Annotated in this window: 26 protein-coding genes; 19 read left to right on the forward strand and 7 right to left on the reverse strand. The window is 61.8% G+C overall.

Going from position 1 to position 25703, the window contains the following annotated elements:
• The first annotated feature begins 75 nt into the window (after window positions 1–75).
• Together BM400_RS20330 and BM400_RS20335 are read left to right on the forward strand one after the other, a co-directional pair.
• Window positions 76–1113: a purine nucleoside permease gene (locus BM400_RS20330; RefSeq protein WP_089843364.1), complete on the forward strand. Its 1038-nt coding sequence runs from the start codon at window positions 76–78 to the stop codon at window positions 1111–1113.
• 72 nt (window positions 1114–1185) lie between these two features.
• On the forward strand, window positions 1186–2394 hold the full coding sequence (locus BM400_RS20335; RefSeq protein WP_245782052.1) for a serine hydrolase domain-containing protein: 1209 nt from the start codon (window positions 1186–1188) through the stop codon (window positions 2392–2394).
• A gap of 250 nt (window positions 2395–2644) precedes the next feature.
• Here the strand turns inward: BM400_RS20335 and BM400_RS20345 are convergent, their stop codons facing one another.
• Window positions 2645–3973: an MATE family efflux transporter gene (locus BM400_RS20345; protein WP_245782053.1), complete on the reverse strand. Its 1329-nt coding sequence runs from the start codon at window positions 3971–3973 to the stop codon at window positions 2645–2647.
• A 168-nt stretch (window positions 3974–4141) separates the two neighbouring features.
• Window positions 4142–5398: a threonine synthase gene (locus tag BM400_RS20350; protein ID WP_089843372.1), complete on the reverse strand. Its 1257-nt coding sequence runs from the start codon at window positions 5396–5398 to the stop codon at window positions 4142–4144.
• 78 nt (window positions 5399–5476) lie between these two features.
• Here BM400_RS20350 and BM400_RS20355 point away from each other — a divergent pair, with 78 nt between their 5' ends.
• The 8 genes from BM400_RS20355 to BM400_RS20390 all read left to right on the forward strand — a co-directional run bounded on the left by BM400_RS20355 (window position 5477) and on the right by BM400_RS20390 (window position 12091).
• Complete coding sequence (locus tag BM400_RS20355; RefSeq protein ID WP_245782054.1) at window positions 5477–6436, forward strand: HAD family hydrolase; 960 nt, start codon at window positions 5477–5479, stop codon at window positions 6434–6436.
• Window positions 6437–6534: 98 nt separating this feature from the next.
• Window positions 6535–7257 (forward strand): lytic transglycosylase domain-containing protein, encoded by a 723-nt coding sequence (locus tag BM400_RS20360; protein ID WP_245782055.1) that lies wholly within the window; start codon window positions 6535–6537, stop codon window positions 7255–7257.
• 103 nt (window positions 7258–7360) lie between these two features.
• Window positions 7361–8416 carry a lysylphosphatidylglycerol synthase transmembrane domain-containing protein gene (locus BM400_RS20365; RefSeq protein WP_089843378.1) on the forward strand — a complete coding sequence of 352 codons (1056 nt, stop codon included), beginning with the start codon at window positions 7361–7363 and terminating at the stop codon, window positions 8414–8416.
• Between the two features lie 168 nt (window positions 8417–8584).
• Complete coding sequence (gene nrdR / locus BM400_RS20370; protein WP_089843381.1) at window positions 8585–9055, forward strand: transcriptional regulator NrdR; 471 nt, start codon at window positions 8585–8587, stop codon at window positions 9053–9055.
• A gap of 60 nt (window positions 9056–9115) precedes the next feature.
• The gene (locus BM400_RS20375; RefSeq protein ID WP_089843384.1) at window positions 9116–10132 is read left to right on the forward strand and encodes an isocitrate/isopropylmalate dehydrogenase family protein; all 1017 of its coding nucleotides are present in this window, start codon (window positions 9116–9118) and stop codon (window positions 10130–10132) included.
• 109 nt (window positions 10133–10241) lie between these two features.
• On the forward strand, window positions 10242–11072 hold the full coding sequence (locus BM400_RS20380; protein ID WP_245782056.1) for a hypothetical protein: 831 nt from the start codon (window positions 10242–10244) through the stop codon (window positions 11070–11072).
• A gap of 21 nt (window positions 11073–11093) precedes the next feature.
• Window positions 11094–11381: a hypothetical protein gene (locus tag BM400_RS20385; protein ID WP_089843387.1), complete on the forward strand. Its 288-nt coding sequence runs from the start codon at window positions 11094–11096 to the stop codon at window positions 11379–11381.
• 44 nt (window positions 11382–11425) lie between these two features.
• A complete protein-coding gene (locus BM400_RS20390; protein WP_141224026.1) occupies window positions 11426–12091 on the forward strand; it encodes a hypothetical protein in 666 nt (221 codons plus the stop codon).
• A 3-nt stretch (window positions 12092–12094) separates the two neighbouring features.
• Here BM400_RS20390 and BM400_RS20395 read toward each other — a convergent pair whose 3' ends face one another.
• Both BM400_RS20395 and BM400_RS20400 read right to left on the reverse strand, forming a co-directional pair.
• A complete protein-coding gene (locus BM400_RS20395) occupies window positions 12095–12526 on the reverse strand; it encodes a type II toxin-antitoxin system VapC family toxin (protein ID WP_281245529.1) in 432 nt (143 codons plus the stop codon).
• Entirely contained in the window at window positions 12523–12768 is a 246-nt protein-coding gene (locus BM400_RS20400; RefSeq protein ID WP_089843391.1) for a type II toxin-antitoxin system Phd/YefM family antitoxin, read from the reverse strand. Before BM400_RS20400 ends, BM400_RS20395 begins: the two co-directional genes overlap by 4 nt.
• A gap of 146 nt (window positions 12769–12914) precedes the next feature.
• Between BM400_RS20400 and asd the strand changes: the two genes are divergently transcribed.
• From asd to dapB, 3 genes are all read left to right on the forward strand, one after another.
• Window positions 12915–14003 carry an aspartate-semialdehyde dehydrogenase gene (gene asd, locus BM400_RS20405; protein ID WP_089843394.1) on the forward strand — a complete coding sequence of 363 codons (1089 nt, stop codon included), beginning with the start codon at window positions 12915–12917 and terminating at the stop codon, window positions 14001–14003.
• On the forward strand, window positions 14000–15433 hold the full coding sequence (gene lysC / locus BM400_RS20410) for a lysine-sensitive aspartokinase 3 (RefSeq protein ID WP_089843396.1): 1434 nt from the start codon (window positions 14000–14002) through the stop codon (window positions 15431–15433). The genes asd and lysC overlap by 4 nt, the downstream gene beginning before the upstream one ends.
• Before the next feature lie 154 nt (window positions 15434–15587).
• The gene (dapB, locus tag BM400_RS20415) at window positions 15588–16298 is read left to right on the forward strand and encodes a 4-hydroxy-tetrahydrodipicolinate reductase (protein ID WP_089843398.1); all 711 of its coding nucleotides are present in this window, start codon (window positions 15588–15590) and stop codon (window positions 16296–16298) included.
• Between the two features lie 103 nt (window positions 16299–16401).
• Here the strand turns inward: dapB and BM400_RS22220 are convergent, their stop codons facing one another.
• Window positions 16402–16707 (reverse strand): hypothetical protein, encoded by a 306-nt coding sequence (locus BM400_RS22220; protein ID WP_175529171.1) that lies wholly within the window; start codon window positions 16705–16707, stop codon window positions 16402–16404.
• Between the two features lie 234 nt (window positions 16708–16941).
• Window positions 16942–17160 carry a cytochrome P460 family protein gene (locus tag BM400_RS22225; RefSeq protein ID WP_175529172.1) on the reverse strand — a complete coding sequence of 73 codons (219 nt, stop codon included), beginning with the start codon at window positions 17158–17160 and terminating at the stop codon, window positions 16942–16944.
• Window positions 17161–17178: 18 nt separating this feature from the next.
• Here BM400_RS22225 and BM400_RS20425 point away from each other — a divergent pair, with 18 nt between their 5' ends.
• Both BM400_RS20425 and BM400_RS20430 read left to right on the forward strand, forming a co-directional pair.
• The gene (locus BM400_RS20425) at window positions 17179–18462 is read left to right on the forward strand and encodes an aminopeptidase (RefSeq protein WP_089843401.1); all 1284 of its coding nucleotides are present in this window, start codon (window positions 17179–17181) and stop codon (window positions 18460–18462) included.
• 106 nt (window positions 18463–18568) lie between these two features.
• Window positions 18569–19720, forward strand: a complete 1152-nt coding sequence (locus tag BM400_RS20430; protein WP_141224027.1) for a GGDEF domain-containing protein — start codon at window positions 18569–18571, stop codon at window positions 19718–19720.
• A 59-nt stretch (window positions 19721–19779) separates the two neighbouring features.
• Here BM400_RS20430 and BM400_RS20435 read toward each other — a convergent pair whose 3' ends face one another.
• Complete coding sequence (locus BM400_RS20435) at window positions 19780–21108, reverse strand: Gfo/Idh/MocA family protein (RefSeq protein WP_089843406.1); 1329 nt, start codon at window positions 21106–21108, stop codon at window positions 19780–19782.
• A 126-nt stretch (window positions 21109–21234) separates the two neighbouring features.
• Here BM400_RS20435 and dapA point away from each other — a divergent pair, with 126 nt between their 5' ends.
• From dapA to BM400_RS20460, 4 genes are all read left to right on the forward strand, one after another.
• On the forward strand, window positions 21235–22155 hold the full coding sequence (gene dapA, locus BM400_RS20440) for a 4-hydroxy-tetrahydrodipicolinate synthase (RefSeq protein ID WP_089843409.1): 921 nt from the start codon (window positions 21235–21237) through the stop codon (window positions 22153–22155).
• Between the two features lie 103 nt (window positions 22156–22258).
• On the forward strand, window positions 22259–23125 hold the full coding sequence (locus tag BM400_RS20445; protein WP_089843412.1) for a 2,3,4,5-tetrahydropyridine-2,6-dicarboxylate N-succinyltransferase: 867 nt from the start codon (window positions 22259–22261) through the stop codon (window positions 23123–23125).
• Window positions 23126–23517: 392 nt separating this feature from the next.
• Window positions 23518–23814, forward strand: coding sequence for a hypothetical protein (locus BM400_RS20455; protein ID WP_089843416.1), 297 nt, complete (start codon window positions 23518–23520; stop codon window positions 23812–23814).
• Window positions 23815–23838: 24 nt separating this feature from the next.
• On the forward strand, window positions 23839–25500 hold the full coding sequence (locus BM400_RS20460) for a ribonuclease J (protein WP_089843418.1): 1662 nt from the start codon (window positions 23839–23841) through the stop codon (window positions 25498–25500).
• Window positions 25501–25703: the final 203 nt, after the last annotated feature.

A 25703-nucleotide genomic window follows, 5' to 3' on the forward strand; every position in this document is an offset into this window, starting at 1 on the left:
TGGATATCCCAACCTTCCGTGGTTCTTCGGCGGGTTGGGGTAGTCTGGGGAGAATTCTTCCTTTGAGGTTCTTCCATGCGTCTTTGGGTTGTGGCGGTTCTGGCTTTGTTCGTGGGTGTGGCTCAGGCGCAGGAGAAGCCCTGGCCGGTGCGGGCGGTGGTGATCGCTACGTTCGAGGTGGGGAACGATACGGGGGATATTCCTGGGGAGTTCCAGTTTTGGGTGGAGCGGGAGAAGCTGACCGAGGTCATCGACTTTCCGGGGGGCGTGCATCCTTTGCGGACCAACAAGGAGCACACCGTGATTGGCATGTTGAGCGGGACGACGCTGGTGAATTCGACGGCTTCGATGATGGCGCTGGGGCTGGATCCCCGGTTCGACCTGACGCATGCCTACTTCCTGATCAATGGGATCGCCGGGGTGGATCCGAAGTATGCGTCGATTGGGACGGCGGCGTGGGCGAAGTTTGTGGTGGGGGATGTGGCGCGGGAGATCGATCCGCGTGAAGCTCCGAAGGACTGGCCATATGGGCTGTTTCCGGTGACGGCGAAGAGGCCGAAGCCGGATTCGCCGGGTTCGTCGAACTGGATGCGGTCGCAGTCGTATCCTCTGAACGCTGGGCTGGCGGACTGGGCCTTTGGGCTGACCAGGAATCTCAACCTGGGCGATGACCCGGTGGTGGCTCAGTTTCGCGCGGGGTTTACCGGGTATCCGGAGGCGCAGAGGCCGCCATTTGTGATGATCGGCGACACGTTTGCATCGGACTACTACTGGCACGGCAAGATCATGACGGAGTACGCCGAGGACTGGGTGAAGATGTACACCAAGGGCAAAGGCAGGTTCGTGATGACGGAGATGGAAGACGCCGGGTTTATGGAGGCGATCGAGCGCCTGGGGAGGATGAAACGGGTGGACCCGGCGCGGGTGATGGTGCTGCGAACGGGAAGCAACTACTCGATGCAGAGACCGGGGCATGAGGCGGTGGAGTCGGTGACGGCGCCGTATATCGGCTCGAAGCTGGCGCTGGAGGCGGCGTGGCTGTGCGGGAGCACGGTGCTGCATACGCTGCTGGAGCACTGGGATACGACGTATGCGGTGGTCCCTGGCCAGTAGCTGGAACGCTCTTATTTTTCTTCAGTTTCGCGGGAAGGTGCGTGGGTGATGGTTCACGATTATGCTGTTTGCATGAGGAACCGGCTTGCAGGCAGTTGGTTGGTGTGGGGCATGGTGGTTCTGCTCGCTGGTGGCGCGAGCGCGGAGGCACAAAAGAAGGCGAGAATTCGTCGGCTGGACGGGACGACGTTGACGGGAGCCAAGGCCGCGACGATTGCGCGGCGGGCTCTGGCGGACCAGCATGTGACGGGGGCCGAGATCGCCGTGCTGAACGGCGGGAAGGTGGTGTGGACCGAAGAGTTCGGCATGCGCGATGTGGGAGCGAAGCTGCCCATGGGGCCGGAGACCGTGATGTGGGGTGCTTCGATCACCAAGGGGCTGTTCAGTTCGTACGTGATGACGCTGGTGGATGCCGGGTTTATCGAGCTGGATAAGCCCGTGTGGACGTACCTGGGCAAGCCGCTGCCGCAGTTCGACAAGTACAAGGATCTGGCGGGGGATGTCCGGTGGCGAAGGATCACGGCGCGGCATCTGCTGTCGCATACGTCGGGGCTGGCGAACTTCGCGGCGTTGGAGCCGGATGGAAAGATGAGGCTGCACTGGGAGCCGGGGACGCGGTATGGCTACTCCGGCGAGGGGATGAACCTGCTGCAGATGGTGGTGGAGAAGCGGATGGGCAAGCCGCTCGATGAACTGATGCGGGAGAGGATCTTCGCACCGCAGGGGATGACGCGGACCTCGATGGTTTGGCAGGAGAGCTTCCAGGGGAACTATGCGCTGGGGTATGACCCTACGGGAGTGAATCTGGGTCACTCCAAGAGAATGAATCCCAGGGCGGCGGGGTCGATGGACACGACGGTCGGGGATCTGGGGAGGTTTGTCGAAGGGCTGCTGGCGGGGCGGGTGATGACCGCGAAGGCGCAGGCGGAGATGCTGCGTCCGCAGATCTCGATTACTTCGCTACACCAGTTCCCTACTCTCGCGAACGAGAAGGGCGATGAGGGATCGCGGGTGGGGCTTTCGTACGGGCTGGGGTGGGGGCTGTTGTCGGCCACGAAGTACGGGCCGGCGTTCTTCAAGGAAGGGCATGGCGAGGGCGCGCAGAACTACATGATCTGCTTCCGGGAGAAGGGGGACTGCATGATCGTGCTGACAAACAGCGAGAATGGCGAGATGGCGTTTCGGACCCTGTTTGAAAAGATTCTGGGGGATACGGTGACGCCGTGGGAATGGGAGGGGTATACGGCGGCCGGGGTGGCGGAGAGCAGGAAGAATCAATAAGACTTGTCAGGTTGCCCGTTGAGCCTTCACTCCCTGGCTTGTGGCAATTTTGGCGGCTTTTCTGTCGAAGGTTACGAAGACCTCGCCACCGAGACGCCTGCCCTCGTGGGCGACAAGGCCATCGGCAAAATTGCCGCCCGCCAGAAGAAAGGCTCTACCCGCCTCAGCGGCCGAGCGATCAAAGACGACGTTATCCGCCTGGAGCAACGCGTTCAGCTCGTTGTCCCTGCGACGGTAATGCAAAATTGCCTTACCCGGCAATCGGGACGTGGCGGGTGGTGTGACGCCATTTGAGGGCGAGGCATGTCGCGGCGACGATGAGGCCGGTGCATAGGCCGATCCAGAGGCCGGCGGGGCCGAGGTGGCGGCGGAAGCCCAGGTAGTAGCCGAGGGGCAGGGCGATGGCCCAGTAGCCAGCGAGTTGCACGATGAGGCCGGTGTGGGTATCGCCGGCTCCGCGGAGGGCTCCGTTGGCGGTGATCTGGACGCCGTCGAAGAACTGGAAGGCGGCGGCGATGTAGAGTAGCGGGACGGTAGCGGCGATGACGGTCGGGTCCAGCGTAAAGGCGGACGCGATGGCGTGGGGGAAGCCAGCGAGGAAGAGGGAGCAGGTGGCCATGGCGATGGCTCCAAGCAGGATCGCGGCCCATCCGGCGGAGGCTGCTTCGCGCGGGGATTTGCGGCCGATCGCCTGTCCGACGCGGACCGCTGCGGCGGCGGAGATGGCGAAGGGAATCATGAAGGTGAAGGAGGCGCAGTTGAGGGCGATCTCATGTCCCGCGAGAGGCAGTGGGCCCATGGTGCCGATGAGAAAGGTGACGGCTCCGAAGATGGAGATTTCGACGAAGATGCCGGCTCCGGCTGGGGCTCCGAGGCTCAGGAGGCGGGTGATCCGGGTGGCGTCGAAGAGGCGTGGGGTGGTGCGGAGGCCATAGTGGTGGCGGCGGTCGAGGCGGTAGACGGCGACGGCCATGAAGCCAGCCAGGTAGAGGCGCGAGATGGCAGTCGAGAGGCCGGAGCCGTAGACGCCCAACGCGGGGATCTGAATGGGGCCCCAGTGGTGACCGTAGATGAGGAGCCAGTTGACGAGCGCGTTGACGACGTTCGCGGTGACCAGGGAGATCGCGATGGGCTTGACGTGGTTGAAGGCCTGGAGATAGCGGCGGAGGACGAAGGCCAGAAAGAGTGGGGGCGTTCCCCAGTTGAGGGCGCGCAGGAAGCTCGATGCGTGGAGGAGAACGTCGTGGTCGGCGGGCAGGTGCATCAGCGCGATGGGGGCTGCACCGATGATCAGCATGAGGGCCGCGGCGAGGGCTACGGCCAGGACGAGGCCGTGGAGGAGCCAGCGGTTGGCTTCGTCGACGCGACCGGCTCCGTGAGACTGGGAGAGGTAGGTGTCGAGGCCGAGGAGGACACCGGCGAGGCCGAAGGCGATGGTGTTGTACAGGACCTGTCCGAGGGCGGCGGCGGCGATGGCGAGGACCGGGTGGGCCATGTGGCCGACCATGATGGTGTCGACGATGCCCATGGACATCCAGCCCAGCTCCGCGAGGATGAGCGGGAGGGCGAGGGTGAGCATCGGGCGGATTTGGGCTCGGATGGTGATGGCTACAACCTATCAGACTGTCCTGCCGGAGGGGCCCGCTGCGCGCGGGGCGGTCACTTCGTGACGCGTGACTGCTGCGTATGGGCCTCCCGTTGGTCGGGAATGAAATTCCGTGGCAACCGACGGGAGGACCACTGCGTACTAGACGGGGGTGATGATACCGCCTACGGGCATGCTCTTCGGCAGGGTGCCGGGACGCTTCAGGTGCATGGCATCGGCGGTCATGTCCGTGTACTTGAGGCCGGCTCCGGTGTTGAAGAGGACGACCTTGTCCGTGGTCTTGAGGTCGCCGCCCGCGATGAGGGCGTCGTAGGCCGCGGTGGCGGCTGCGCCTTCGGGCGAGAGGAAGATGCCCTCATGCTTCGCCCAGTCGAGAAGGCTGGCGAGCAGGGTTTCGTCGGGGTAGGCGAGGGCTTTGCCACCAGACTCGCGGACGATCTCGAGGATGATGGCGTCGCCATAGGGTTTCGGGACGCGAAGCCCTGCTGCAAAGGTGGCGGCGTTTTCGAAGAAGGTGCTGACGTCCTTGCCCTGCTCGTAGGCGGTGGCCATGGGGGCGCATCCGCTGGCTTGCAGCGCATACATCTTGGGGCGCTTACCGGAGACCCAGCCTAACTGCTCCATCTCCTCGAAGGCCTTCCACATGCCGATGAGGCCTACGCCTCCGCCGGTGGGGTAGAAGACGGCGTCGGGGTAGGTCCAGCCGAGCTGCTCGACGAGCTCGTAGCCCATGGTCTTCTTGCCTTCGACGCGGAAGGGCTCTTTGAGCGTGGAGATGTCGAACCAGACCTGGTTGGCGGGGGTGTTGGCGGCCTTCTGGGCCTTGATGTTTTCGCCGACGAGCCGGGCGCAGTCGGAGATGAGGCCGTCGACCATGGTGACGTCGGCTCCGTAGACGATGCCCTCGAGGTAGTTGGCGAGGGGGACGTCCTGCGGCATGAAGATGTGGGCGGCGATGCCGGCGGCGGCGGCGTAGGCAGCGAGGGCTCCGGCGGCGTTACCCGCCGAGGGCACGGCGAGGTGTTCGAGGCCGTAGTGTTTGGCCATGGTGACGGCGAGGCCGAGGCCGCGCGCCTTGAAGGTACCGGTAGGGTTGGCGCCCTCTTCCTTGATGTAGAGGCCCGGGTAGCGCTTGGACTGGAGCATAGGGGTCCAACCCTCGCCAAGCGTCACCGGCGTGACGTCGGGCAGGACATCCTTGTAGCGCCACATTCCCAGGCTGGCGGGGGAGGCGGCAGCGTACTGCGCGGGGCTATCGCGGTGGGCGGTCTGCTTGAGGGCGTCCATGTCGTAACGAACGTAGAGGGAGCCGGCGCAGAGGGGGCAGAGGGTCTGAGGAGTGGCGGCGGAGACTTGATGATGACATCGAACGCATTCCAGAAAAGCTATCGCAGGCATTGATATATCGTACTTGAGCTTGACGGAACGTGGGGTCAGGTGGACGGACCGGAGCAGGCCGGATGAGAGAATAAGGGGGTGATTGAGACCTCGGAGATGGACCGCGTGATGTTGCCCGCCGGAGCTGGAGCGGTGCGCCTGGTAGCTGTGGATATGGACGGGACGCTGCTGGATGGCGATGCCAGGGTGAGCCCCCGGGCGCTGGCGGCGATTGCGGCGGCGGAGCGGGCCGGTGTGCATTTTGTGATTGCGACGGGGCGTCGCCACAGCTATGCGATGCGCGTGCTGCGGGAGCTGGAGATGACTCCGGACAACGTGCTGATCACCTCCAACGGGGCGGTGGTACGCCAGGTGGACGCGCGCTTGATCGAGACGACGCATCTGCCGATTTCGACCGCACGGTGGCTGATGGAGCATATGCGCGAGTTCCGCAATGCGATGGTGCTGACCTTCGACCGGGTTGGGACGGACGGGGACGACGCGCGCGGGGCTCTGGTGGTGGAAGAGTTGGAGGACCTGCACCGGTCGATTGAGAAATGGATGATCGCCAATGCGCCCTATATCCAGCATGTGGATCGGATGGAAGACGCGCTGGGGGGCGATGCGCCGATCCAGTTGATGATCTGCGGGACGGTGGAGAGGATGCGGCGAGCCGAGGCCCGGCTGCTCGAAGACCCGCGGGTGGTGGCGGTGGGACGGGAGACAAGGCCGGAGACGGAGGTGCAACTGGCGCGGACGGAGTATCCGGAGCGGGATCTGTCGATCGTGGATATTCTGCCGGCGGGCTGCTCGAAGGGTGCGGCGGTGATGCGGTTCGCGGCATCGCAGGGTGTGAAACCCGGGGAGATGATGGCGATCGGGGATAACTGGAACGATCTGTCGATGCTGGAGGTAGTGGGGTATCCGGTGGTGATGGAAAATGCTCCGGAGGATTTTCTGGCCGTGGCGCTGGAGCGTGGGTGGTTCGTGGCTCCGAAGAATACGGAGGACGGGGTAGCGCGGGTGGTGGAGGGAGTTCTGGCGGGATTGGAAAGATAGATCCGCAGCAAGGACGGCGAAACACTCTTGCTGACGCTCCATCCCCCATTCTTTCGGCATTCCCTTTCCCATGTTTGTGCCGATGGTAGGCTTTAGTGGTGATTCGTCGGATTCCAATCCTGGGGATTTTGCTGGCGCTGGCTCCGGTGGGGGCTTTGGCGGCCGAGCACGTGACCCTGACCAATGGGTTTTCGGTGGATTGCGTGAAGCATGAGGCGCTGGGTGAGAGCGGGATGGTGCGGCTTTTTCCGTTGAGCGCTTCGGACTCTACCTATATGGATGTGCCTGCGGGGGCGGTGAAGTCCGTGGAGCCTCTGATGGAGATTCCGGTGGTTGCGGCTCCTTCGAGTTCGCTGGAAACCCACCTCGCAGACGCGAAATGTGGGGCACCCGGTTCTGCTGCCTGTCCCAGGACCGATTCGGTGAAGGGTCTGCTGGTGGAGGCTGGGGCGAAGCACCATATCGATGTGGATCTGCTGGCAGCGGTGGTGAAGGCCGAGTCGGGTGGCCAGGTGAGGGCGGTTTCGCGGGTTAGGGCGCAGGGGTTGATGCAGTTGATGCCTGGAACTGCTGCGGGGCTTGGGGTCAAGGATGCGTTCAAGCCGGAGGAGAATATCGCTGGGGGAACGGAGTATCTGGACCGTCTGCTGACGCGGTATCACGACGATGTGGCGCTGGCGCTGGCTGCGTATAATGCGGGGCCGGGAGCGGTGGACCGCTGGCATGGGGTTCCTCCGTACCGGGAGACGCGGGCTTATGTGACGCGGATTATCAATGAGTTCAACCGGCGGAAGATGGCGTTGCGGACTGCGGTTCGGTAGGGCGCGAGCCAAGGGCTGCGGCGTGTAAGAACAGGCAACAGCAGATTCCCTCCGGGAATGACAACCAAATAGGCCAGGACACACAGAGAACGCGGGGAGATGGATGGCAGACGAAGCGATTGCGATCGAGAAGCCGGCGGCGAAGGGCAACAGAGCTCTGCTCTGGGCGGCGGCGCTGGTGATTCTGGCGGTGCTGGTCTGGGTGTTTCGGGGGCGGATTCACTTCGACTGGGGGAGCTTTGTCGCGCAGATCCGGCAGGCGAGCCTTGGGCATCTGGCGGCGGCGATTGGCCTGATCTGGGCGACGTACTGGCTGCGCTCGACGCGGTGGATGGTGTTCGTTTCGCCGGTGAAGAAGATCGGTCCGTTCACGACGGTAGGGTCGCAGTTTATAGGGTTTACGGCGGTGGCCCTGTTTGGGCGGCTGGCGGATCTGACGCGGCCTTATCTGATCTCCAGGAAGATCGAGCTTTCGATCGCGTCGCAGGTGGCGGTGTATACGATCGAGCGGATGTTCGATCTGGGTGCTGCGGCGATCCTGTTTTCGGGCGCGCTGGCATTTACTCCGGCTGACGTTCCGCACCACCAGGAGTTTGTGAAGGCTGGGATGGTGATGCTGGCGGGGACGGCGGCGATGGGGCTGTTCGCGGTGGCGATCCGGGTGTCGGGTGGCGTGCTGGCGGGGTTTGCGCGGGCGGTGTTCGGGCGGGTGTCGAAGGGATTCGGCGATGCAGTGGCGGAGAAGATCCTGGGGTTCCGGGAGGGGCTGCAGGCGATCTCGTCGTGGCAGGAGTTTGTGATTGCGCTGGGGATCTCGCTGGCGATGTGGACGGCGATCGGGTACGCATATGTGCAGACGGCGCATGCGTTCCAGCAGACGCCGGAGCTGGCGGGGCTGACGTTCGCGAGGACGATGCTGCTGATGGGCGCGAGTATTGGCGGGTCGGTGCTGCAGTTGCCGGTGATCGGATGGTTTACGCAGATTGCGGTGACGGCGACGGCGATGCATGCGTTCTTCGACGCTCCGGTGGAGGCGGCAACGGCGTGCGGCGCGGCTCTGCTGGTGGTGACGAACCTTTCGATTGTGCCGGTAGGTCTGGTGTACGCGCAGATCGGGAAGGTGAGCTTGCGGGGCGTGGCCGTGGAGTCGAAACAGTAGGCCTCCCCTGGCTTTCTCAAAAGGATCGCGGGGAAAGGCGGGAAAAGCGGGAAGAAGAGACAAACGCGTTTCGGCGGAACCGCTTGATGCTCGGGTGCGCGTTTCATGCGGGCAGGGAGGGCGTTTTCGAGAGATTCCGGGGGCGGCTGGTAAGATTGAAGCACGTTTATGAAGTGTCCCTATTGTGGTTTTGCCCAGGATCGTGTCGTCGATTCGCGAGAGAGTAAGGAAGCCGATTCGATCCGTCGGCGTCGTGAGTGTGAGAGCTGCCAGAAGCGCTTTACGACCTATGAGCGGATCGATGAGATTCCCTACATGGTGGTGAAGAAGGACGGACGGCGCGAGCGGTTCGACCGGCAGAAGGTGCTGGCGGGGATCATCCAGAGCTGCCAGAAGCGGAGCGTTTCTGCCGCGCAGATGGAGTCGATCGTGGATCAGGTGGAGGCGTTCGTCGTCGACTCGCCGGAGCGGGAGCGGACCACGAGTTCAGTGGGTGAGCTGATTATGGCTCGGCTGAAGGATATCGATACGGTTGCGTATATCCGGTTCGCAAGCGTGTATCGGGACTTCAAGGATGTTCGGGAGTTCAAGGCGGAGCTGGAAGAGCTGTTGAGCGGGAAGCATCCGGCGAAGAGTTAGAAGCAAAGGCAATCGCAGATCCCCTTCGGGGATGACAAACAAACGAGACTAAGGAGAAGCATGGCAACGACGCACAAGGTTACATTGATCCCCGGTGATGGCATTGGACCCGAAGTGACGGCGGCTACCGTCTCGATCATCGAGGCGGCGGCGAAGACCACCGGGGCCAGCTTCGAGTGGCACCGCTACGATGCGGGCGCGGATGCGTTTGCCAAGACGGGGGAGTACATCCCCAAGGAACTATATGCCTCGATCGAGGAGAACAAGGTTGCACTCAAGGGACCGGTGACGACTCCGATCGGCGGCGGGTTCTCGTCGATCAATGTGACGCTGCGCAAGAAGTTCGACCTGTATTCGAACTTCCGTCCGGTGAAGAATCTGCCTGGTCTGGAGACGAAGTTCCCGGGTATCGACATGGTGATCTTCCGTGAGAACACCGAGGACCTGTATGCGGGTCTCGAAGTGATGATCAACCCGGATATCGCACAGTCGTTGAAGATCATTACACGCAAGGGATCGACCCGTATTGCTCGCTCGGCGTTCGAGTTTGCGAAGAAGAGCGGACGCAAGAAGGTACATGCGATTCACAAAGCCAACATCATGAAGCTGTCCGATGGACTGTTCCTGAAGTGCTGCAAGGAAGTGGCCGCCGAGTATCCGGAGATCACGTACGCGGAGCATATCGTCGACAACACCTGCATGCAGTTGGTGATGAATCCATGGCAGTATGACGTGATTCTGACGGAGAACCTGTACGGCGATATTCTTTCGGATCTCTGCTCGGGGTTGATCGGCGGGCTTGGTCTGGTTCCGGGTGCGAACCTGGGCGTGAACTGCGCGATCTTCGAAGCGGTGCATGGCTCGGCCCCGGACATTGCGGGACAGGACAAGGCGAACCCGACGGCGCTGCTGCAGTCGGCTCTGCTGATGTTGCGGCACCTCGACGAGGATGCCACGGCGGACATCATCCAGAAGGCGCTGGAGGCGGTGTATGCGGAGGGCAAGACGCTGACACGCGATGTCGGCGGCACGAGCGGGACGAAGGCGTTTGCGGATGCCGTGATCGCTGCGATGTAGGTTGAGACAGGGATAGGGACCAGGGAGTAGGGGGTAAAAAACCGCCTGCTCCCTTTTCCTTTTGGGGTACGGGCTGCATCTCAAGGTGAAGAGAAGAGGATTCAAAACGATGCGTACGTCTATTTGTTTGATTGCCGGTCTGATGGCGATGAGTGTGGTGGGCTGTAAGACGGATGCCGCGGCAAAGCGCGCCGAAGACATGGACAAGGGAACCGGATTTCATACGCAGGCTGCGTCTCCGTCGGCTCCGAACGCGAGCGCGCCGGCGGTGGGACTGGACCCGGCTTCGCTGGGGGATGTGACGGGGACGATCCGGTTTACGGGCAAGGCTCCGGCGCCGGTGAAGATCGATACGTCGATGGACCCGGCGTGCGGGCTGAGCGGCGGACCGGATGCGATGTCTGAGCAGTATGTGGTGAAGGACGGCAAGCTGGCGAATGTATATCTGTATGTGAAGAGCGGGCCGGCGGAGGCGATGAACGCTCCGCATGATGTGAAGGCGTCCGTCGTGCTGGACCAGAAGGGATGCGTCTATACGCCGCATGTGATCGCGGTGGCGGCGGGTGGCTTTGTCGAGTTCCGGAACGAAGATGCGACGATGCACAACATCCACACGATGCCGACGGTTGTGGGCAATGAGACGGTGGATGTGTCGCAGGGCCCCAGGGGCGCGGTGCAGACCAAGCAGTTCAAGGCTCCGGAGGCGATGATTCCGGTGCGGTGCAACAACCATCCGTGGATGAATGCGTTTGTGAACGTGTCGGCGACGCCGTTTTTCGCGGTGTCGGATGGTGCGGGGCACTTTGAGATTCATGGGCTGCCGGCGGGCGAGTACGTCCTGGGCGCGGTGCATGAGAAGATGGGCGAACAGACGATGCAGGTGACGGTGAAGGCAGGCGGAAGCACGCATGCCGACTTTGCGTTTGCGGCAGCCAAATAGTTTTTCCAAGGAGAGAGCACGATGAGTTTCCCGATTCACCATCTGCCGTTTCTGTTTCTTGTCGTTTCGCTGTTCCTGCCACGGCTTTCGCTGTTGGTGATGTATTTGGAGAACTCGCTGACACCGTTTCATCTGACGGGGTTGATTCCTCCGCTGGCCTGGCTCTTTTTGCCGCGCTTTCTAGTGCTTTACATCGTCTATCTGGACCAGGGGATCAGCGGATGGTTTGTGCTGCATCTGATTGCGCTGCTGCTGACTTATAGCGGTGGTGGGCATTATATGCAGCGTAGACGCCGCCGGGGTCTCTAAAGGATAGGTCGATGCGATCGTTTCGGGTTTTGATCATCTGCGCCATGGCCGCTGCGAGTGTGGCAGCCGTGGCGCAGACTCGCAAAACGCTGGACTTTCCTCGCTTCAAGCTGGTCAATGGCAAACTCGACGTCGATAAAGATGGGATTGAGATGCCCGCTTCCGGAGCGAGTCTATGTCTCGTCGAGGGTGCGAAAACGTGCTTTCAAATGGCGCCTCATCAAGAGACCGACGGCAAGTTCACGTACCAGTTTGCAAGGGATCCGCTCTCGGAACGCATTGTGCTTAAGGGTGGCGGATCGCTTGCCTTCTTTTCGGCGAGTGATTATTCCGTGGAGCCACTGAAGTTCGATCGTCTGGCGCTTCTTCGCTATGAAGAGAACGGGCGTCTGACCAACCTGTTGCCCTACATCGCCGTTTCCTTCCAGGGAGAACGTGCAATGTGGACTCTGCCGGATATCTCTGCGATGCCAGTGTTGGTTACAGCTGATTTGTACTGGGACTTCGACGCGAACGAGACGCGTTGGGACGATCATAGGTACTTCGTCGAAGCCTATCGCGGTGACATTTCCAGTGACCGGTATGTTTTTCTGTTCAAGTACCTGACGAAGAGGAAATATGCCTCGGGCGATCACAAGCCTGTGCGGGTGCTGGGACCGGAGCGGAATGAGGTTTTGCGGCGGCTGCTGCGGGCGGCCGCGCAGCCGTGACTTCTACTGAACCGGCGTCGCCCACGGATTGAATACCTGGACCGGGATGTCGTATACGTCTTTGACATTTCGCGTTATCAAGGTGAGGCGATGGTGAATCGCAGTGGCGGCAAGCAAGGTATCGATAATGGGACGGCTCCGTTGAGCTGAAAGTTCACCCCAGGTTCGGGACACGGCGGCGTCGATGCCGAGGATGCGGTCGGCGAAAGAGAACTCGAGACCATCCACCCACGCACCAAGGGCTATCGCACCTTGCGGGTCAGTCCGCGCCTTCCAGATAACTCCCTTCCGTAGTTCGCCAAGGGTCAGGACACTCAGGTAGAGGTCCGAAGACTCCGTTTTATCGAGAAAGCGCAAGACGCGATCATCGGGACGCCTCTTCATCGTCTCCGAGACGATATTCGTGTCGAGGAGAGAGGGACCGATCGAGCTCACAGCCGAATCGTCCTGCCGGTACTGCGATCACGTTTAATCTCGAAGTCATCGAACTTCGGGCCGCTAAGTAAATAGGCTTTGAAGTCCGGCTTGTGCGCGACGAGCGAGCGGTATTCTTCGATCGATAATACGACGGCGCGCTCTGTGCCATGGCGCGTAATCACCTGGGGACCTTTGACGTTGGCGTCCTCGACGAGTTCGCTGAAACGGTTTTTTGCGTCTTTGATCTGCCAGTTCGCCATAAAAGCTCCTCGAGCGATTATAGACATTGTGGACATACTTTCTTTTCTTCGTTCAAGAGCGGGATGTTGTTTTTTGGGTCGGTGGGATCGATGGAAGCCATGGGACGGAGCAGCGCGAGGGCACGATGCGGTATTCTTGAAGGATTATGGAACGGCGAAACGTAGGAATTCTCGGTGCCACTGGAATGGTGGGCCAGCGCTTTATTCAACTCCTCGCACAGCATCCCTGGTTTGAGATCACGTGGATTGCGGCGAGCGATCGTTCGGCGGGCAAGACGTACGCCGAGGCCTGCCGGTGGAAGCTCGACACTCCCCTGCCCCCACGCATTGCGGCGATGACGCTGCAGCCGAATGTCCCCGAAGGATCGGCGGTTGAGCTGCCGAAGATTATCTTCGCGGCGCTAGATGCGGATATTGCGCGGGAGCTGGAGCCGAAGTTTGCGGCTGTGGGCTGCGCGGTCATCTCGAACTCGTCCGCGTTTCGCATGACGACGGATGTGCCTCTGGTCGTCCCCGAGGTCAATGCGGACCATCTGCCTCTGATCGAGCACCAGAGCTGGCGCAAGGAGAACGGCGGCAAGGGCGGGTACATCGTCACGAACCCGAACTGTTCGGCCATTGGGCTGGTGCTGGCGCTGAAGCCGCTCGAAGAGAAGTTCGGCATCGAGAGTCTGTTCGTCTCGACGATGCAGGCGGTCAGCGGCGCGGGCTATCCCGGCGTCGCTTCGCTGGATATTCTCGGCAACGTCGTCCCGTTCATCAAGAACGAAGAAGAGAAGATGCAGGAAGAGGTTGTGAAGCTGCTGGGTGCGGCAAAGGGCGACCACGTCGAGATGCTCGACGCGCGTCTGACCGCGCACTGCAACCGCGTCGCCGTGGAAGATGGCCACACGGAGTGCATCTCGATCAAGCTGCGCAAGCCGGCGACGTTCGACGAGATCGTCGCGGCGTGGGAGGGTTTCAAGCCGCTCGAAGGGCAGCATCTGCCTTCGGCTCCCGATTCGCCGGTGGAATACGACCATGCCGTCGACCGTCCGCAGCCGCGGCTGGATCGCATGCGCGGCAAAGGCATGACGACGGTGGTTGGCCGTCTGCGTCCGTGCTCGCTGCTGGACTGGAAGTTCGTTCTTCTGTCGCACAATACGATTCGCGGGGCTGCGGGTGCGGCCATTCTGAACGCGGAGGTATTGGCGCGTCTGGGTAAGTTCGAGACGAAGAAGAAGGTGCTGGCATGAGCACGATGCGCGAAAAGCTTGTGATCATGAAGTTCGGTGGCACCTCCGTCGAAGATGCGACGGCGATGAACCGGACGGCCGACATCGTGAAGGGACGGCGCGACAAGGGGCTGGCGGCTGTAGTCGTGGTTTCGGCCATGGCTCGTGTGACCGACCAGTTGATTGCGGCGGCCGATGCTTCGGGCCGTGGCGACAAGGCCGGTGCGCTGGCCATCTCGGCGCGTCTGCGGCTTCGTCACAACGACACGGCGCGGGACCTGCTGGGCGAGCACTCGGACCGTCTGCCTGTGCTGCAGGCGGCACTGCATGCGGAGTTCGATGCGCTGGACGATCTGCTGCGGGGCATTGCTGCGGTGGGTGAGTTGACGCCGCGCACCAACGATCTCGTTAGCAGCTTTGGCGAGAGGCTCTCGAGCCGGATGGTCGCGGAGGCATTCGCGCTGCGCGGGCTGAAGGGCGCGCATGTCGATGGGCGCAAGGTGATCATCACGGACGACCACTACGGCAAGGCCACGCCGCAGGAGGCCGCGATTGAGGCGGCTCTGCGCGAGCATGTGTTGCCGCTGATTGAAGCTGGAAATACGCCAGTGATGGGCGGTTTTATCGGCTCGAATGCGGCGGGGATTACCACCACGCTGGGTCGCGGCGGCTCGGACTATACGGCGGCGCTGGTTGGCGGCGGTCTGCATGCGGGGGCCATCGAGATCTGGACGGACGTCAACGGCATTATGACGACCGATCCGCGCATCTGTCCGGATGCGCTGCGGGTAAAGACGATCTCGTTTGAAGAGGCGGCTGAGCTGGCCTACTTCGGCGCGAAGGTGCTGCATCCTGCCACGATCCTGCCTGCCGTCCAGAAGTCGATCCCGGTGTGGGTGCTGAACTCGCGCAACGCGGCGAACGAAGGGACGAAGATCGTCGCGGTCAGCCCGCGCTGCCTGAGCCCTTTCAAGAGCATTGCGGCGAAGAAGAAGCTGACCATCATCGACATCGTCGCCAGCCGTATGCTGATGGCGCATGGGTTCCTGAAGGCTACGTTCGACGTCTTCGACAAGTACCAGTGCGCGATCGATATGGTTTCCACGAGCGAAGTTTCGGTGTCGGTCACAGTCGATTCGAACGAGAAGCTTCCGGAGATCTGCGCGGAGCTGGGCAAGATCGCCGATGTGAAGTACGAGGGTCACAAGGCGCTGATCTGCCTGGTGGGCGAGGACATTCGCGGGCACAACGGCATTGCGGGCCAGGTGTTTTCGGCAGTGTCGCATGTGAACATCCGGATGATCTCGCAGGGCGCCAGCGAGATCAACATGAGCTTCATGATCGACGAGGAAGATGTCGAGGAGGCGATCCGGTCGCTGCACGCGAAGTTCTTCGCGGAGGCGGATCCGTCGGTCTTCGATGTGACAGCTCGGGTGCCGGTGACGGCTTAGTCCTGCCGGACGGGCCCGCTGCTTCGCGTGGCTCTCCCGTTGGTCGAGAATGGGAACCATTGCCGCAGGGTTGGAGACGATGACTCCAGCTCTGCGGTATTCTCTTTTACACGGCTCTTCGGACGTTTACGAAGACAGGAAAGAACACAACGACATGCGGATTCTGGTTCTGGGACACGGCAAGACGGGCAAGCTGGTGGCGGATGTGGCCGCCGAACGTGGGCATGGCGTGCATGTGCTGGACGCCAAGGAGAACAAGGATGCGGCGGCGCTGACGCCGATGTTTCTGACGGGCTTCGACGTGGTGATCGACTTTACGACACCGGAAGCCGTCGTGCCAAACCTGCGGGCCTGCCTGTATTCAGGCGCGCGCGTGGTGGTCGGGACGACCGGCTGGTACGATAAGCTGCCCGATATGCGTGGGCTCGCCGAGCGCAAGGAAGCCGGGCTTCTGTATGGGTCGAACTTCTCGATCGGCGTGCAGGTGATGCATCGGCTGGCAGCCGAGATGGGCAAGGAGCTGGGGAACGCAGGCTATACGTTCGAGATGTCGGAGACGCACCATGTGACGAAGCTGGATAAGCCTTCGGGCACGGCGCTGACTCTGGTGGACTCAGTGGCGAAGGGGAGCCAGGAGAGCGGGAAGGCCGGGGTGGAGGTCAGGAACGTGCCGATCGAATCGATTCGCGAGGGCGATGCGGCTGGCCTGCATGTGCTGACGGCAACCTCGCAGGCCGACCGGATTACGCTGACGCATGAGGCGTTTTCGCGGCGTGGTTTCGCGGAGGGCGCGGTGCGGGCGGCCGAGTGGCTCGCGACGCGGAAGGGCTGCTACGACTTCCGGGATGTGTTTACGAAGCTTTAGAGCTTGAGCCCGTAAAGCAAGGCGTAACAGAATCGAATGGATCAGAGGCGGATAAGAACAGGCAACGGCCTTGTTTTATCCGCCTTGATTCGTTTGGCCCGCTTCAGGGAAGGCGAGTTGGGGTAAGGGCGAGCATAAACACGGTTCGCTTCTCTTCCGGTCCCAACCGGATCGCCAGCCCCGAACAGGAGACGGCTTGATAGATCGGCGTATCGGAAGATGGAATCTCCACAAACTCGACCGAGAATAACGTGGGCGGGATGCGCGCTCCGAACCAGTAAGGGTCTTCGCGTTGCGCCCAGGTGACGAGGGCGAGGACGGAGCCGGGTTTGTAGGTGATGCTGCCAAGGGCTGGGGTCCGGGAGTGGGCGGACTGGATGGCGGCTTCGTTGCCGTAGAGCGTAGCCATGGTATGGGTGGCGGGGTCGACGTAGAGGGTGATCGCGTTCCAGCCGAGGGGCTGGTAGGGCAGGCTTGCGGGCAGTAAGGCGGGGACGTTGTTGACGATCTCCTGACCTGGGACCTTGGCCTGCGTGATGGGCTCGGTGTAGACGTAGTCGTTGCCCTTGACGGGAAGATGGCAGGTGGTGCACTCGGTGACGAAGGCGGCGCTGGTGCCATAGGGCTTGAGATCGAGGCCGCGCTAGAGCCCCCAGCCCCAGCCTTCGGTCTTGTTATAGAGCTTCGCGTCTTTCTCCATCAGCTCGACTTGCACGAACTTGCCGGGGTGCACAAGTCCGTCGGCGCCGGTCTCGCGCTGCCAGGTGACCTTGGAGAAGCGAGCACCCTCGGGCCAGGAGGTGATGGAGCCGGAGGTGACGGCCATCTCATAAGGGCTGTGGATGTTGCGCGGGCGGGGCAAAGAGCCTAGGCTTTAGAGATGAGCGATGCAGCGGTTCTAGACCAGACGATGACCTCCCTTCCACCCTTTTCAAGCCTCACGTTTGAGGAGAAGCTTGACCGGTTCGCCGAGGTTGCGGTGCGGATTGGACTGAACCTGGCCGATGGTCAGGAGCTGCTGATCTCGGCTCCCGTCGAGGCCATGCCCCTCGTTCGGCGGATTACGGAGCACGCGTACAAGGCCGGATCGAAGCTGGTGACGACGTTCTACGCGGACGATCCCGCGGTGCTGGCGCGGTACAAATACGCGAAGGACGAGAGCTTCGACTACGCGGCGACGTGGATGCATGACGGCATTGCCGCAGCGTTCAGGAGCGGCGCGGCGCGGCTGGCGATTGCGGGCGCGAATCCGGCCCTGTTGAAGGGGCAGGATCCGGCGAAGATCTCGCGAGCGAATGTGGCGGCTTCGAAGGCGGCCAAGCCCGCGATGGAGATGATTACGCGTCACGAGATCAACTGGTCGATCGTAGCGTGCGCAACGCCGGAGTGGGCGAAGTTGGTCTTCCCTTCCCTGCCGGTGGAGGAAGCGGTGGCACAGCTCTGGGAGGCGATCTTTACCGCCTCGCGCGTGACCGGGCCGAACCCTGTAACGGACTGGAAGGCACACACGGCGTTCCTGAAGTCGCGCGTCGACAAGCTCAATGAGAAGCGGTATCACGCGCTGCGCTTCAAGGGGCCGGGTACGGACCTGACGGTTGGGCTCGCGGACGATCATCTCTGGGCTGGCGGTGGTGGACCTTCGGGCAATGGGATCTTCTGCAATCCGAACATCCCGACCGAGGAGTGCTTCACCACGCCGCACAAGGATCGCGTGGATGGGTATGTGACGGCCTCGAAGCCGCTGTCGCACCAGGGATCGCTGATCGAAAATATCTCCTGCACGTTTGAAGGCGGGAAGATTGTGAGTGCGACGGCTTCGGCGGGAGAAGAGCAGTTGAACCGGCTGATCTCGACCGACGACGGCGCGAGACGGCTGGGTGAGGTCGCTCTGGTGCCGGCATCGTCGCCGATTGCGAGCAGTGGAGTTCTGTTCTGGAACACACTCTTCGACGAGAACGCGGCAAGCCACATCGCGCTGGGCCAGGCCTATGCGACGTGCCTGATCGAGGGCGAGCATATGGACGAGATTCAGCTTGCGGCCAAGGGCGCGAATGCGAGCCTGATCCATGTGGACTGGATGATCGGGTCGGCGGCCATGGATGTGGATGGGCTTGCGGCGGATGGAACGGCGGAGCCTCTGATGCGTGGCGGGGAGTGGGTGTAGGCTCCCCCGCGCCACATCTGGATCGTGCGGCAGACTTGCGTAATTTCCCTGCAGACGCCAAGATGAGGGCTCATACCAATCTTGCACGCGACAGGGCACGTTGATCATGCAGTTCGACATCAGGACGTTGCTGGTCAGCGAGGTGGTGGTCTGCCTGATGCTTACGGCGGTGATGGCCCTGATGGCGAGGCATCACCAGTTCTCGCGCGGGCTGCGGTATCTTGCCGTCGGGTTTCTGGCGACGGCCGGGGGCGTCAGCATCTTCATGATGCGGTCCCTGTTTCCTTACAGGCTGGACGTTCTGCTCTCAAACAGCCTCTACTGCGTTTCGATTCTCTCGACGTACGTCGGGATCAGTTTGCTTCTGGCACATGGACGTCCGCGTCTGCGGTGGCCGCTGCTGCTGGCGGTGCTCTCCGATGTGCTGCTGGCGGCGCATCTGGACGCACATCACGTCGCATATCGCATTATGGTCATCACGGTTGCGGACGTGGTGTTGCGCTCGTTTCTGCTCGTGACTCTGTTGCGTCACCTCAGGCGCGGGGCGCCGGTGAAGCTTCTGGCCGGCTTCCTCGGATTTTTCATGGCGGGCGACGTCGCGCGGGTGATTGGCACGTACTTCTTCGGCGCACCTGCGGATGTGTTCGCCTACAACGCGATCCAGACCGCCTATATTGCGTCGAGCCTGCTGGCGAACTGCGCCTTCGGCGTCTTCGGGCTGGCGCTCGCCGCGGAGGAGATGGCCAGGTTCCTCGAAAAGAAGGCGCATCGCGATCCATTGACCGGGGTGCTGAACCGCCTGGGTCTGGAACTCCGTCTTGAGCAGGAGTTGAAGCGGTGCCGGGATGAGCGGGTGCCACTGTGCCTTGCGGTTCTCGATATTGACGACTTCAAGGAGTTCAACAGCCGCGGCGGCCACGCCATGGGAGACGACGTGCTGCGGCAGATTGCCACGTGCGTCAGGCTGAGCGTGCGAAGCACCGACGCGTCCGGACGGATGGGCGGCGACGAGTTCGTGGTGGTGTTTCCGGATACTCCGCATGGAGAGGCGGAGACGATCTGCCGGCGGGTTCTGCACGCCGTCGAGACGCAGCCGGAGCGTGCTGGTGCGGAACGGAACCCAACCGTGAGCATCGGGTTGACGCAGGCGGAGGAGAGCGACTCTACGGAGACGATGCTTGCCCGCGCAGACCGTGCGCTCTATGCGGCGAAGCACTCGGGCAAGAACCGGGTAGCGGTTGATCTTCCGCCACAGTAAAACGGGGGCTGAACCCTCTTCGAGTTCAGCCCCCGCTGTCGGTGGAAGATTCGGATGGACTAAGCGGTCGTGGGAGCCCATCCCTTTTCGTACTCGCGGCCCCAGCTCTTCATCGCTTCCGGGTCGCCCTTGATGTGGCCGTTGGTGGTGTCGAGGGTCAACTGACGGCCGACCTCCCAGGAGATGTTCGAGAGTTGCAGGATCGTCACACTGACGTTGGCGATCTCGATGGGAGAGTGCAGCTTTTCGCCCTTCTGGATGCCGTTGATGAAGTTTTCGAAGTGGACATCGGTCATCGAGTCGCGGCTCATGAGGTCGTTCGACGAACTCGAGTTGCCCTTGACGCGGAAGCTGTCGACGATCTTGTCCTTCTGGTCGAAGACATCGTAGCCATCGCGATCGATGACGACCGTACCCGTCTCCCCATGCACGGCGACGCCGCGGCTGCGTTTGTAGAGGCCGTCGCCGGAGCAGCTATAACCATCCCACGAGATCATGGCGTCCGGATACTCGAAGTTCGTGACCATAGTGTCGGGGAACTGCCAGTCGTCCTTGTAGGCGTACCGGCCGCCGGTGGCGGTGACCTTGTTGGGCCAGTCGAGGCCGAGGATCCAGCGCGCGACGTCGACCTCGTGGGTGCCGTTGTTCAGGGCCTCGCCCGTACCGTAGATACGGAACCAGTGCCAGTTGTAGGGCGCGACGTTGTCGGTATAGGCGCGGCGCGGAGCGGGGCCCTGCCAGAGATCCCAGTTCAGGTTGGCGGGCACGGGAGCGGGCTTGCCATGGCCGATGGACTTGCGGGTGTTCGCATACCAGGCCTTGGCGTAGTAGGCGCGGCCAATCAGCTTTCCGGACTGAATCTTCTCCACCATGTCGATGGTGTGCGGGGCGGAGCGCTGCTGGTCGCCGACCTGCACGAGCTTCTTGTGCTTGTCGCGCGCGGCGATAAGCCACTCTCCCTCGCGGGGGTTATGGCTGGAGGGCTTCTCGACGTAGACGTGCTTGCCAGCCTGCAGGCCGAGAATCGCCATGGGCGCGTGCCAGTGGTCGGGCGTCGCGATGGTGATGGCGTCGATATCCTTCATCTCGAGAATCTTGCGAAAGTCCCCCATGGGCGTGGGGGCGTAGCCAAGTTCCTTCGTGGCCTCAGCGGTGAACTTCGCGAGGATATTGGAGTCGACGTCGGCGACATGCGTGACGCGCGAGTTCTTCGCATTGTTCTTGAGCGCGGAGAGGTGAGCGTAGCCGCGTCCGTTCAGCCCGTTGATGGCGAAGTGGACGCGATCGTTGGAGCCCATGATCTGGGCGTAGCTCCGTGCGCTGGCACCGATGGCCAGACCTGTAGCCGTAACGGCGGTGTTGGTGACGAACGTACGCCTGGAAATCATTGCTTCCTCCGGGTGGAACCGTTTCCTTGGAATATCAGCGCAACCATACTCCCATACCCGCTATACCGCGGACAACTGGCGGATGCCCCTGCAATCGTGCTGGTATACGAGATACACTAGACGGCGATGATTCTGAATGGATGTGGAACGGCATTGGTCACTCCCTTCCGCCACGATGGCGGAGTGGACGAGGCTGCGCTCGAGGCGCTGGTGGAGTGGCAGATTGTGCAGGGGATCGACTTTCTGATTCCGTGCGGGACGACCGGCGAGGCGTCGACACTGACCGAAGCGGAGACGCTGCGGGTGGTGGAGATCGTCTGCCGGGTGACGGCGGGGCGGATTCCGGTCTTTGCCGGATGCACCCACAACGCAACGCACGAAGCCATGACGCGGGCACGGAAGCTGGCGGCGGTACCCGGCCTGACCGGGATCCTGACGGCGAACCCCTACTACAACAAGCCGAACCAGGAGGGCCAGTACCAGCACTTCAAGGCGATCGCCGAGTCGATCGAGCTGCCGGTACTGCTCTACAACATCCCCTCGCGCACCGGCACGAACCTGGAGCCGGCTACCGTGCTGCGGCTGGCCGCGATTCCGAACATCATCGGAATCAAGGAATCGAGCGGGAATATGGCTCAGATCACCGAGCTGCTGCACTGTGTGCCCAAGAACTTCCTGGTGTTCTCCGGCGACGATGGGCTGGTGCTTCCGACGATGGCGCTGGGGGCCGTTGGGCTGATCTCCGTCGCGTCGAATATCGTGCCGGGCGTGATGCATACGCTGGTGGCGTCGATCCTGGCCAATGACTGGGTGAATGCGCGCCGGCTGAACCGGCAGTACACGCGGTTGATGCAGGCGCTGTTCCTTGAGCCGAGTCCGGCTCCGGCGAAGGCTGTGCTGGAGATGCTGGGCAAGGGCCAGAACGTGTTGCGGTTGCCTCTGGTGCCGGTCGCGAAGGGCACCCTGAAGACACTGGAGACGGTGGCCGGAGAGCTTGGGCTGCTGGTGCATGTGCCTTCGAAAGACACGAACTTGCGAGTCTTCTAATGGCCAGTCCTGACGGCAGTGACCGTTCCCAAGCGCCGGTCACTGCACGACCTGCGACGACTTCGCGTGGGTCTTCCGTTGGCCGGCTTGATATCCTATCGGAATGACTACGAACAATCTGGAATCGACCATCGAACACTGGTTCGCGCAGGGCGCTGCGGCCATTGGAAACAACGACGCCATGACGGCGTTTCTCGACCTGCGTGCGCAGCTTGAAGCGGGAACACTCCGCTCGGCCGAGCCGGACGCCACAACCGCCATCGGATGGCGCGTCAATGCCTGGGTCAAGCGCGGAATTCTGCTAGGTTTCCGGCTGGGTGCGCTGGAAGAGATGAACGGGAACCACCCCGAGGGCGGATCGATCCTCTCGTTCGTCGATAAGGGAACCTATCCGGCGCGGCGGTTCACCGTGAGCGACGGCGTCCGTGTGGTCCCGGGTGGATCGAGCGTGCGCGCTGGCGCTTACGTGTCGAAGGGCGTCGTGATCATGCCGCCTGCCTACATCAACGTGGGCGCGTATGTGGACGAAGGCACCATGGTCGACTCGCATGCGCTGGTGGGCTCGTGCGCGCAGATTGGGAAGCGCGTCCACCTTTCGGCGTCGGCGCAGATTGGCGGCGTCCTGGAGCCGGTCAACGCCTCGCCGGTCATTATTGAGGATGACGTGCTGGTGGGTGGCAACACGGGCGTCTACGAAGGCACGATCGTGCGCTCGAAGGCCGTTCTGGCCGCCGGAACCGTGCTGACGCGCGGCACACCGGTGTATGACGCCACGACCGGTGCGATTCTGCGCGCGACGGTCGAGATGCCGTTGATCATTCCGAGCGGCGCCGTCGTGGTGCCGGGTTCGCGGCAGATTCAGCATGGCCCCGGCAAGGAGCTCGGACTGAGCGTCTATACGCCGATCATCGTCAAGTATCGCGATGAAAAGACGGAACTTTCGCTTGCGCTGGAAGATCTGCTGCGGTAACCTCCATCGCGTCGTAGCTACAAGGTAGCTACGACGCGATGGAGAAGTAGAACACGGTAAGTCCCGGCAAGTCCCATTTCAGAGTTTCAAGGGTCTTTTCCATGTTCACACCAGACGCAGCATTTGACTGGGATGACGCGAAGATCGCTCATATCGCCGGCACGACATGACGCCAGAGGAAGCAGAGTTTGCACTCCTCAATGATCCATACGATTTGGACGTCCAGATTCATGGCGACGAAGAACGGGCATTCCCGATCGGTTCCACGCTCTCAGGGCGCATCCTGGCTGTAGTAAGCACACTCCGAAGTGGGCAGATTCGAGTCGTCACCCCTTTTCCAGCAAAACGATGGCATCAATCCCCGTTTCTGCGAGCAAAGGGGCACCAAGCCGATGATCGAACTTGACACACCCGTATTCCAATCCGAAGCGGTAGAGGCAGACTGGTGGTTCGAGAACTCGGATCAACTCCAGGTCCATTTTGAAAAGGCTCTGGCCAATGGCACTTTAGCCCACGGCACGACCGCGCGCCGTGCAGGAATTCCGACGACGACGATCCATCTGGATCCCCAAGATATCTCTCTCGCACGGGTGCAAGCGGAGAAGCGTGGGCTCAAATATCAGACCTATCTGAAGATGCTGGTCCATGAAGCACTGGTGAAAGCTGACCAGAGCGACACTCCCGCCTGAGCGACCTGTTAGACTCAAGAGTTGATGGCTACAGATAAACTACGCATGATTCCCCTGGGGGGCCTTGGCGAGTTCGGTATGAACTGCATGGCGCTCCGTTGGCAAGACGACATTATTGTCATCGATGCCGGATTGATGTTCCCCGAAGAAGAGCTGCTTGGCGTCGACATCGTCGTTCCCGACATCAGCTACCTGATCGAGAACCGGTCCAAAGTAAAGGCCATTCTGCTGACCCACGGGCACGAGGATCACATCGGCGGCCTGCCATGGATCCTCTCCGAGCTGAACGTTCCGGTCTACGGCACGGAGTTCACGCTGGCCTATGTAGAGGGCAAGCTCGAAGAGCACCGGCTGCTGGACAACGCCGACCTCATCGAGATGCTGCCCGGCAAGCGTTTTACGCTGGGACCGTTCTCCATCATGCCGATTCGCGTCACGCACTCCCTGGTGGACTGCGTCGCCCTCGCGATTCATACTCCCGTGGGCGTGGTGCTGCACACCGGCGACTTCAAGGTCGACCTTTCGCCGCCGGATGGCAAGCCCTTCGACCTGCACGCGTTCGCCGAATTGGGCAAGCAGGGCGTTCTCTGCCTGCTGCAGGATTCGACCAACGTCGACCGCCCCGGCTATACGCCGAGTGAGCGGGCCGTTCGACCGCGTCTCGATGAGATCTTCGCGCAGACCAAGAAAAAGCTGTTCTTCTCCTGCTTCTCGTCCTCCATCCACCGCATTCGTGTGGCGATGGAGCTGGCGCACAAGCACGGACGCAAAGTCGCCATCATCGGCCGCTCGCTCGATAACTCGACCGAGATCGCGCAGGATCTGGGCTATCTCGACCTGCCGCAGGGCCTCATCATCAACCCCGGACAGATTCGCGACCAGGCTCCCGACAAGGTCTGCATCATGATCTCCGGCACGCAGGGCGAGCCGATGTCCGCTCTCTCCCGCGCCGCCGTCAACAACCACAAGTTCGCGCACATCGACGCGGGCGACACGGTTCTTCTCAGCTCCAGGGTCATCCCGGGCAACGAGAAGGGCATCTACCGGATGATCGACCATCTGGAGCGCCGCGACGCCAAGGTCATCCACGACGACGGCACGGCCGGCCTGATCCACGTCTCCGGCCACGGCTCGCAGGAAGAACTGCGGCTGATGATCAACCTCGTCCGCCCCAAGTTCTTCATCCCCGTACACGGCGACTATCGCCACCTCAAGCGTCACGCTGAGCTCGCAGCGGGAATGGGCATCGTCGAAAAGGTAATCCTGCTCGAAGATGGCGACGTGCTTGAGTTCGACAAGAACACCGCGGTCAAGAACGGCAAGGTTACGACCGGACGCGTTTGCATCGACTCCGGCGGCTCGATCGATGTGGTCGAGGATGTCGTCATTCGCGACCGGCAGCATCTGTCGGAGGACGGCATCGTGCTGCCGATCATCGCGATCAACAAGCGCACCGGCCGCGTGGAGAACACCCCCGAGATCGTCATGCGCGGCTTCGCCATCCAGGACGACAAGCTGGTGAACGACGCCCGCAACATCGTTCAGAAGACGCTCGACAACTCCAGCGCCGAAGAGAAGGCCGACTACGCGATCATCAAGGAAAAGATCCGCAACGACCTGAAGCGCTACATCCAGAAGCAGACCAGCCGCCGGCCTTTGATCATGCCGGTGATCATGGAGATCTAAGCGTTTCGCTGCAAAGAAAATCGCCGCTCCGATTCACCTCGGAGCGGCGTTTTCTTTGCAGCCTTGAGGCCGCGTGTACAGGTGAATCGTCCGCGCGAATGGCGCAGGCCTCAAATCAGAGGACCAGGCAAACGAAGATTGGTAACGCGAAGAAGCGATGCGAAGTACTTTAAGACAAGGTCATCGATAACAATCGCCAGAAA

Source organism: Granulicella pectinivorans (assembly GCF_900114625.1).
Taxonomy (GTDB): domain Bacteria; phylum Acidobacteriota; class Terriglobia; order Terriglobales; family Acidobacteriaceae; genus Edaphobacter; species Edaphobacter pectinivorans.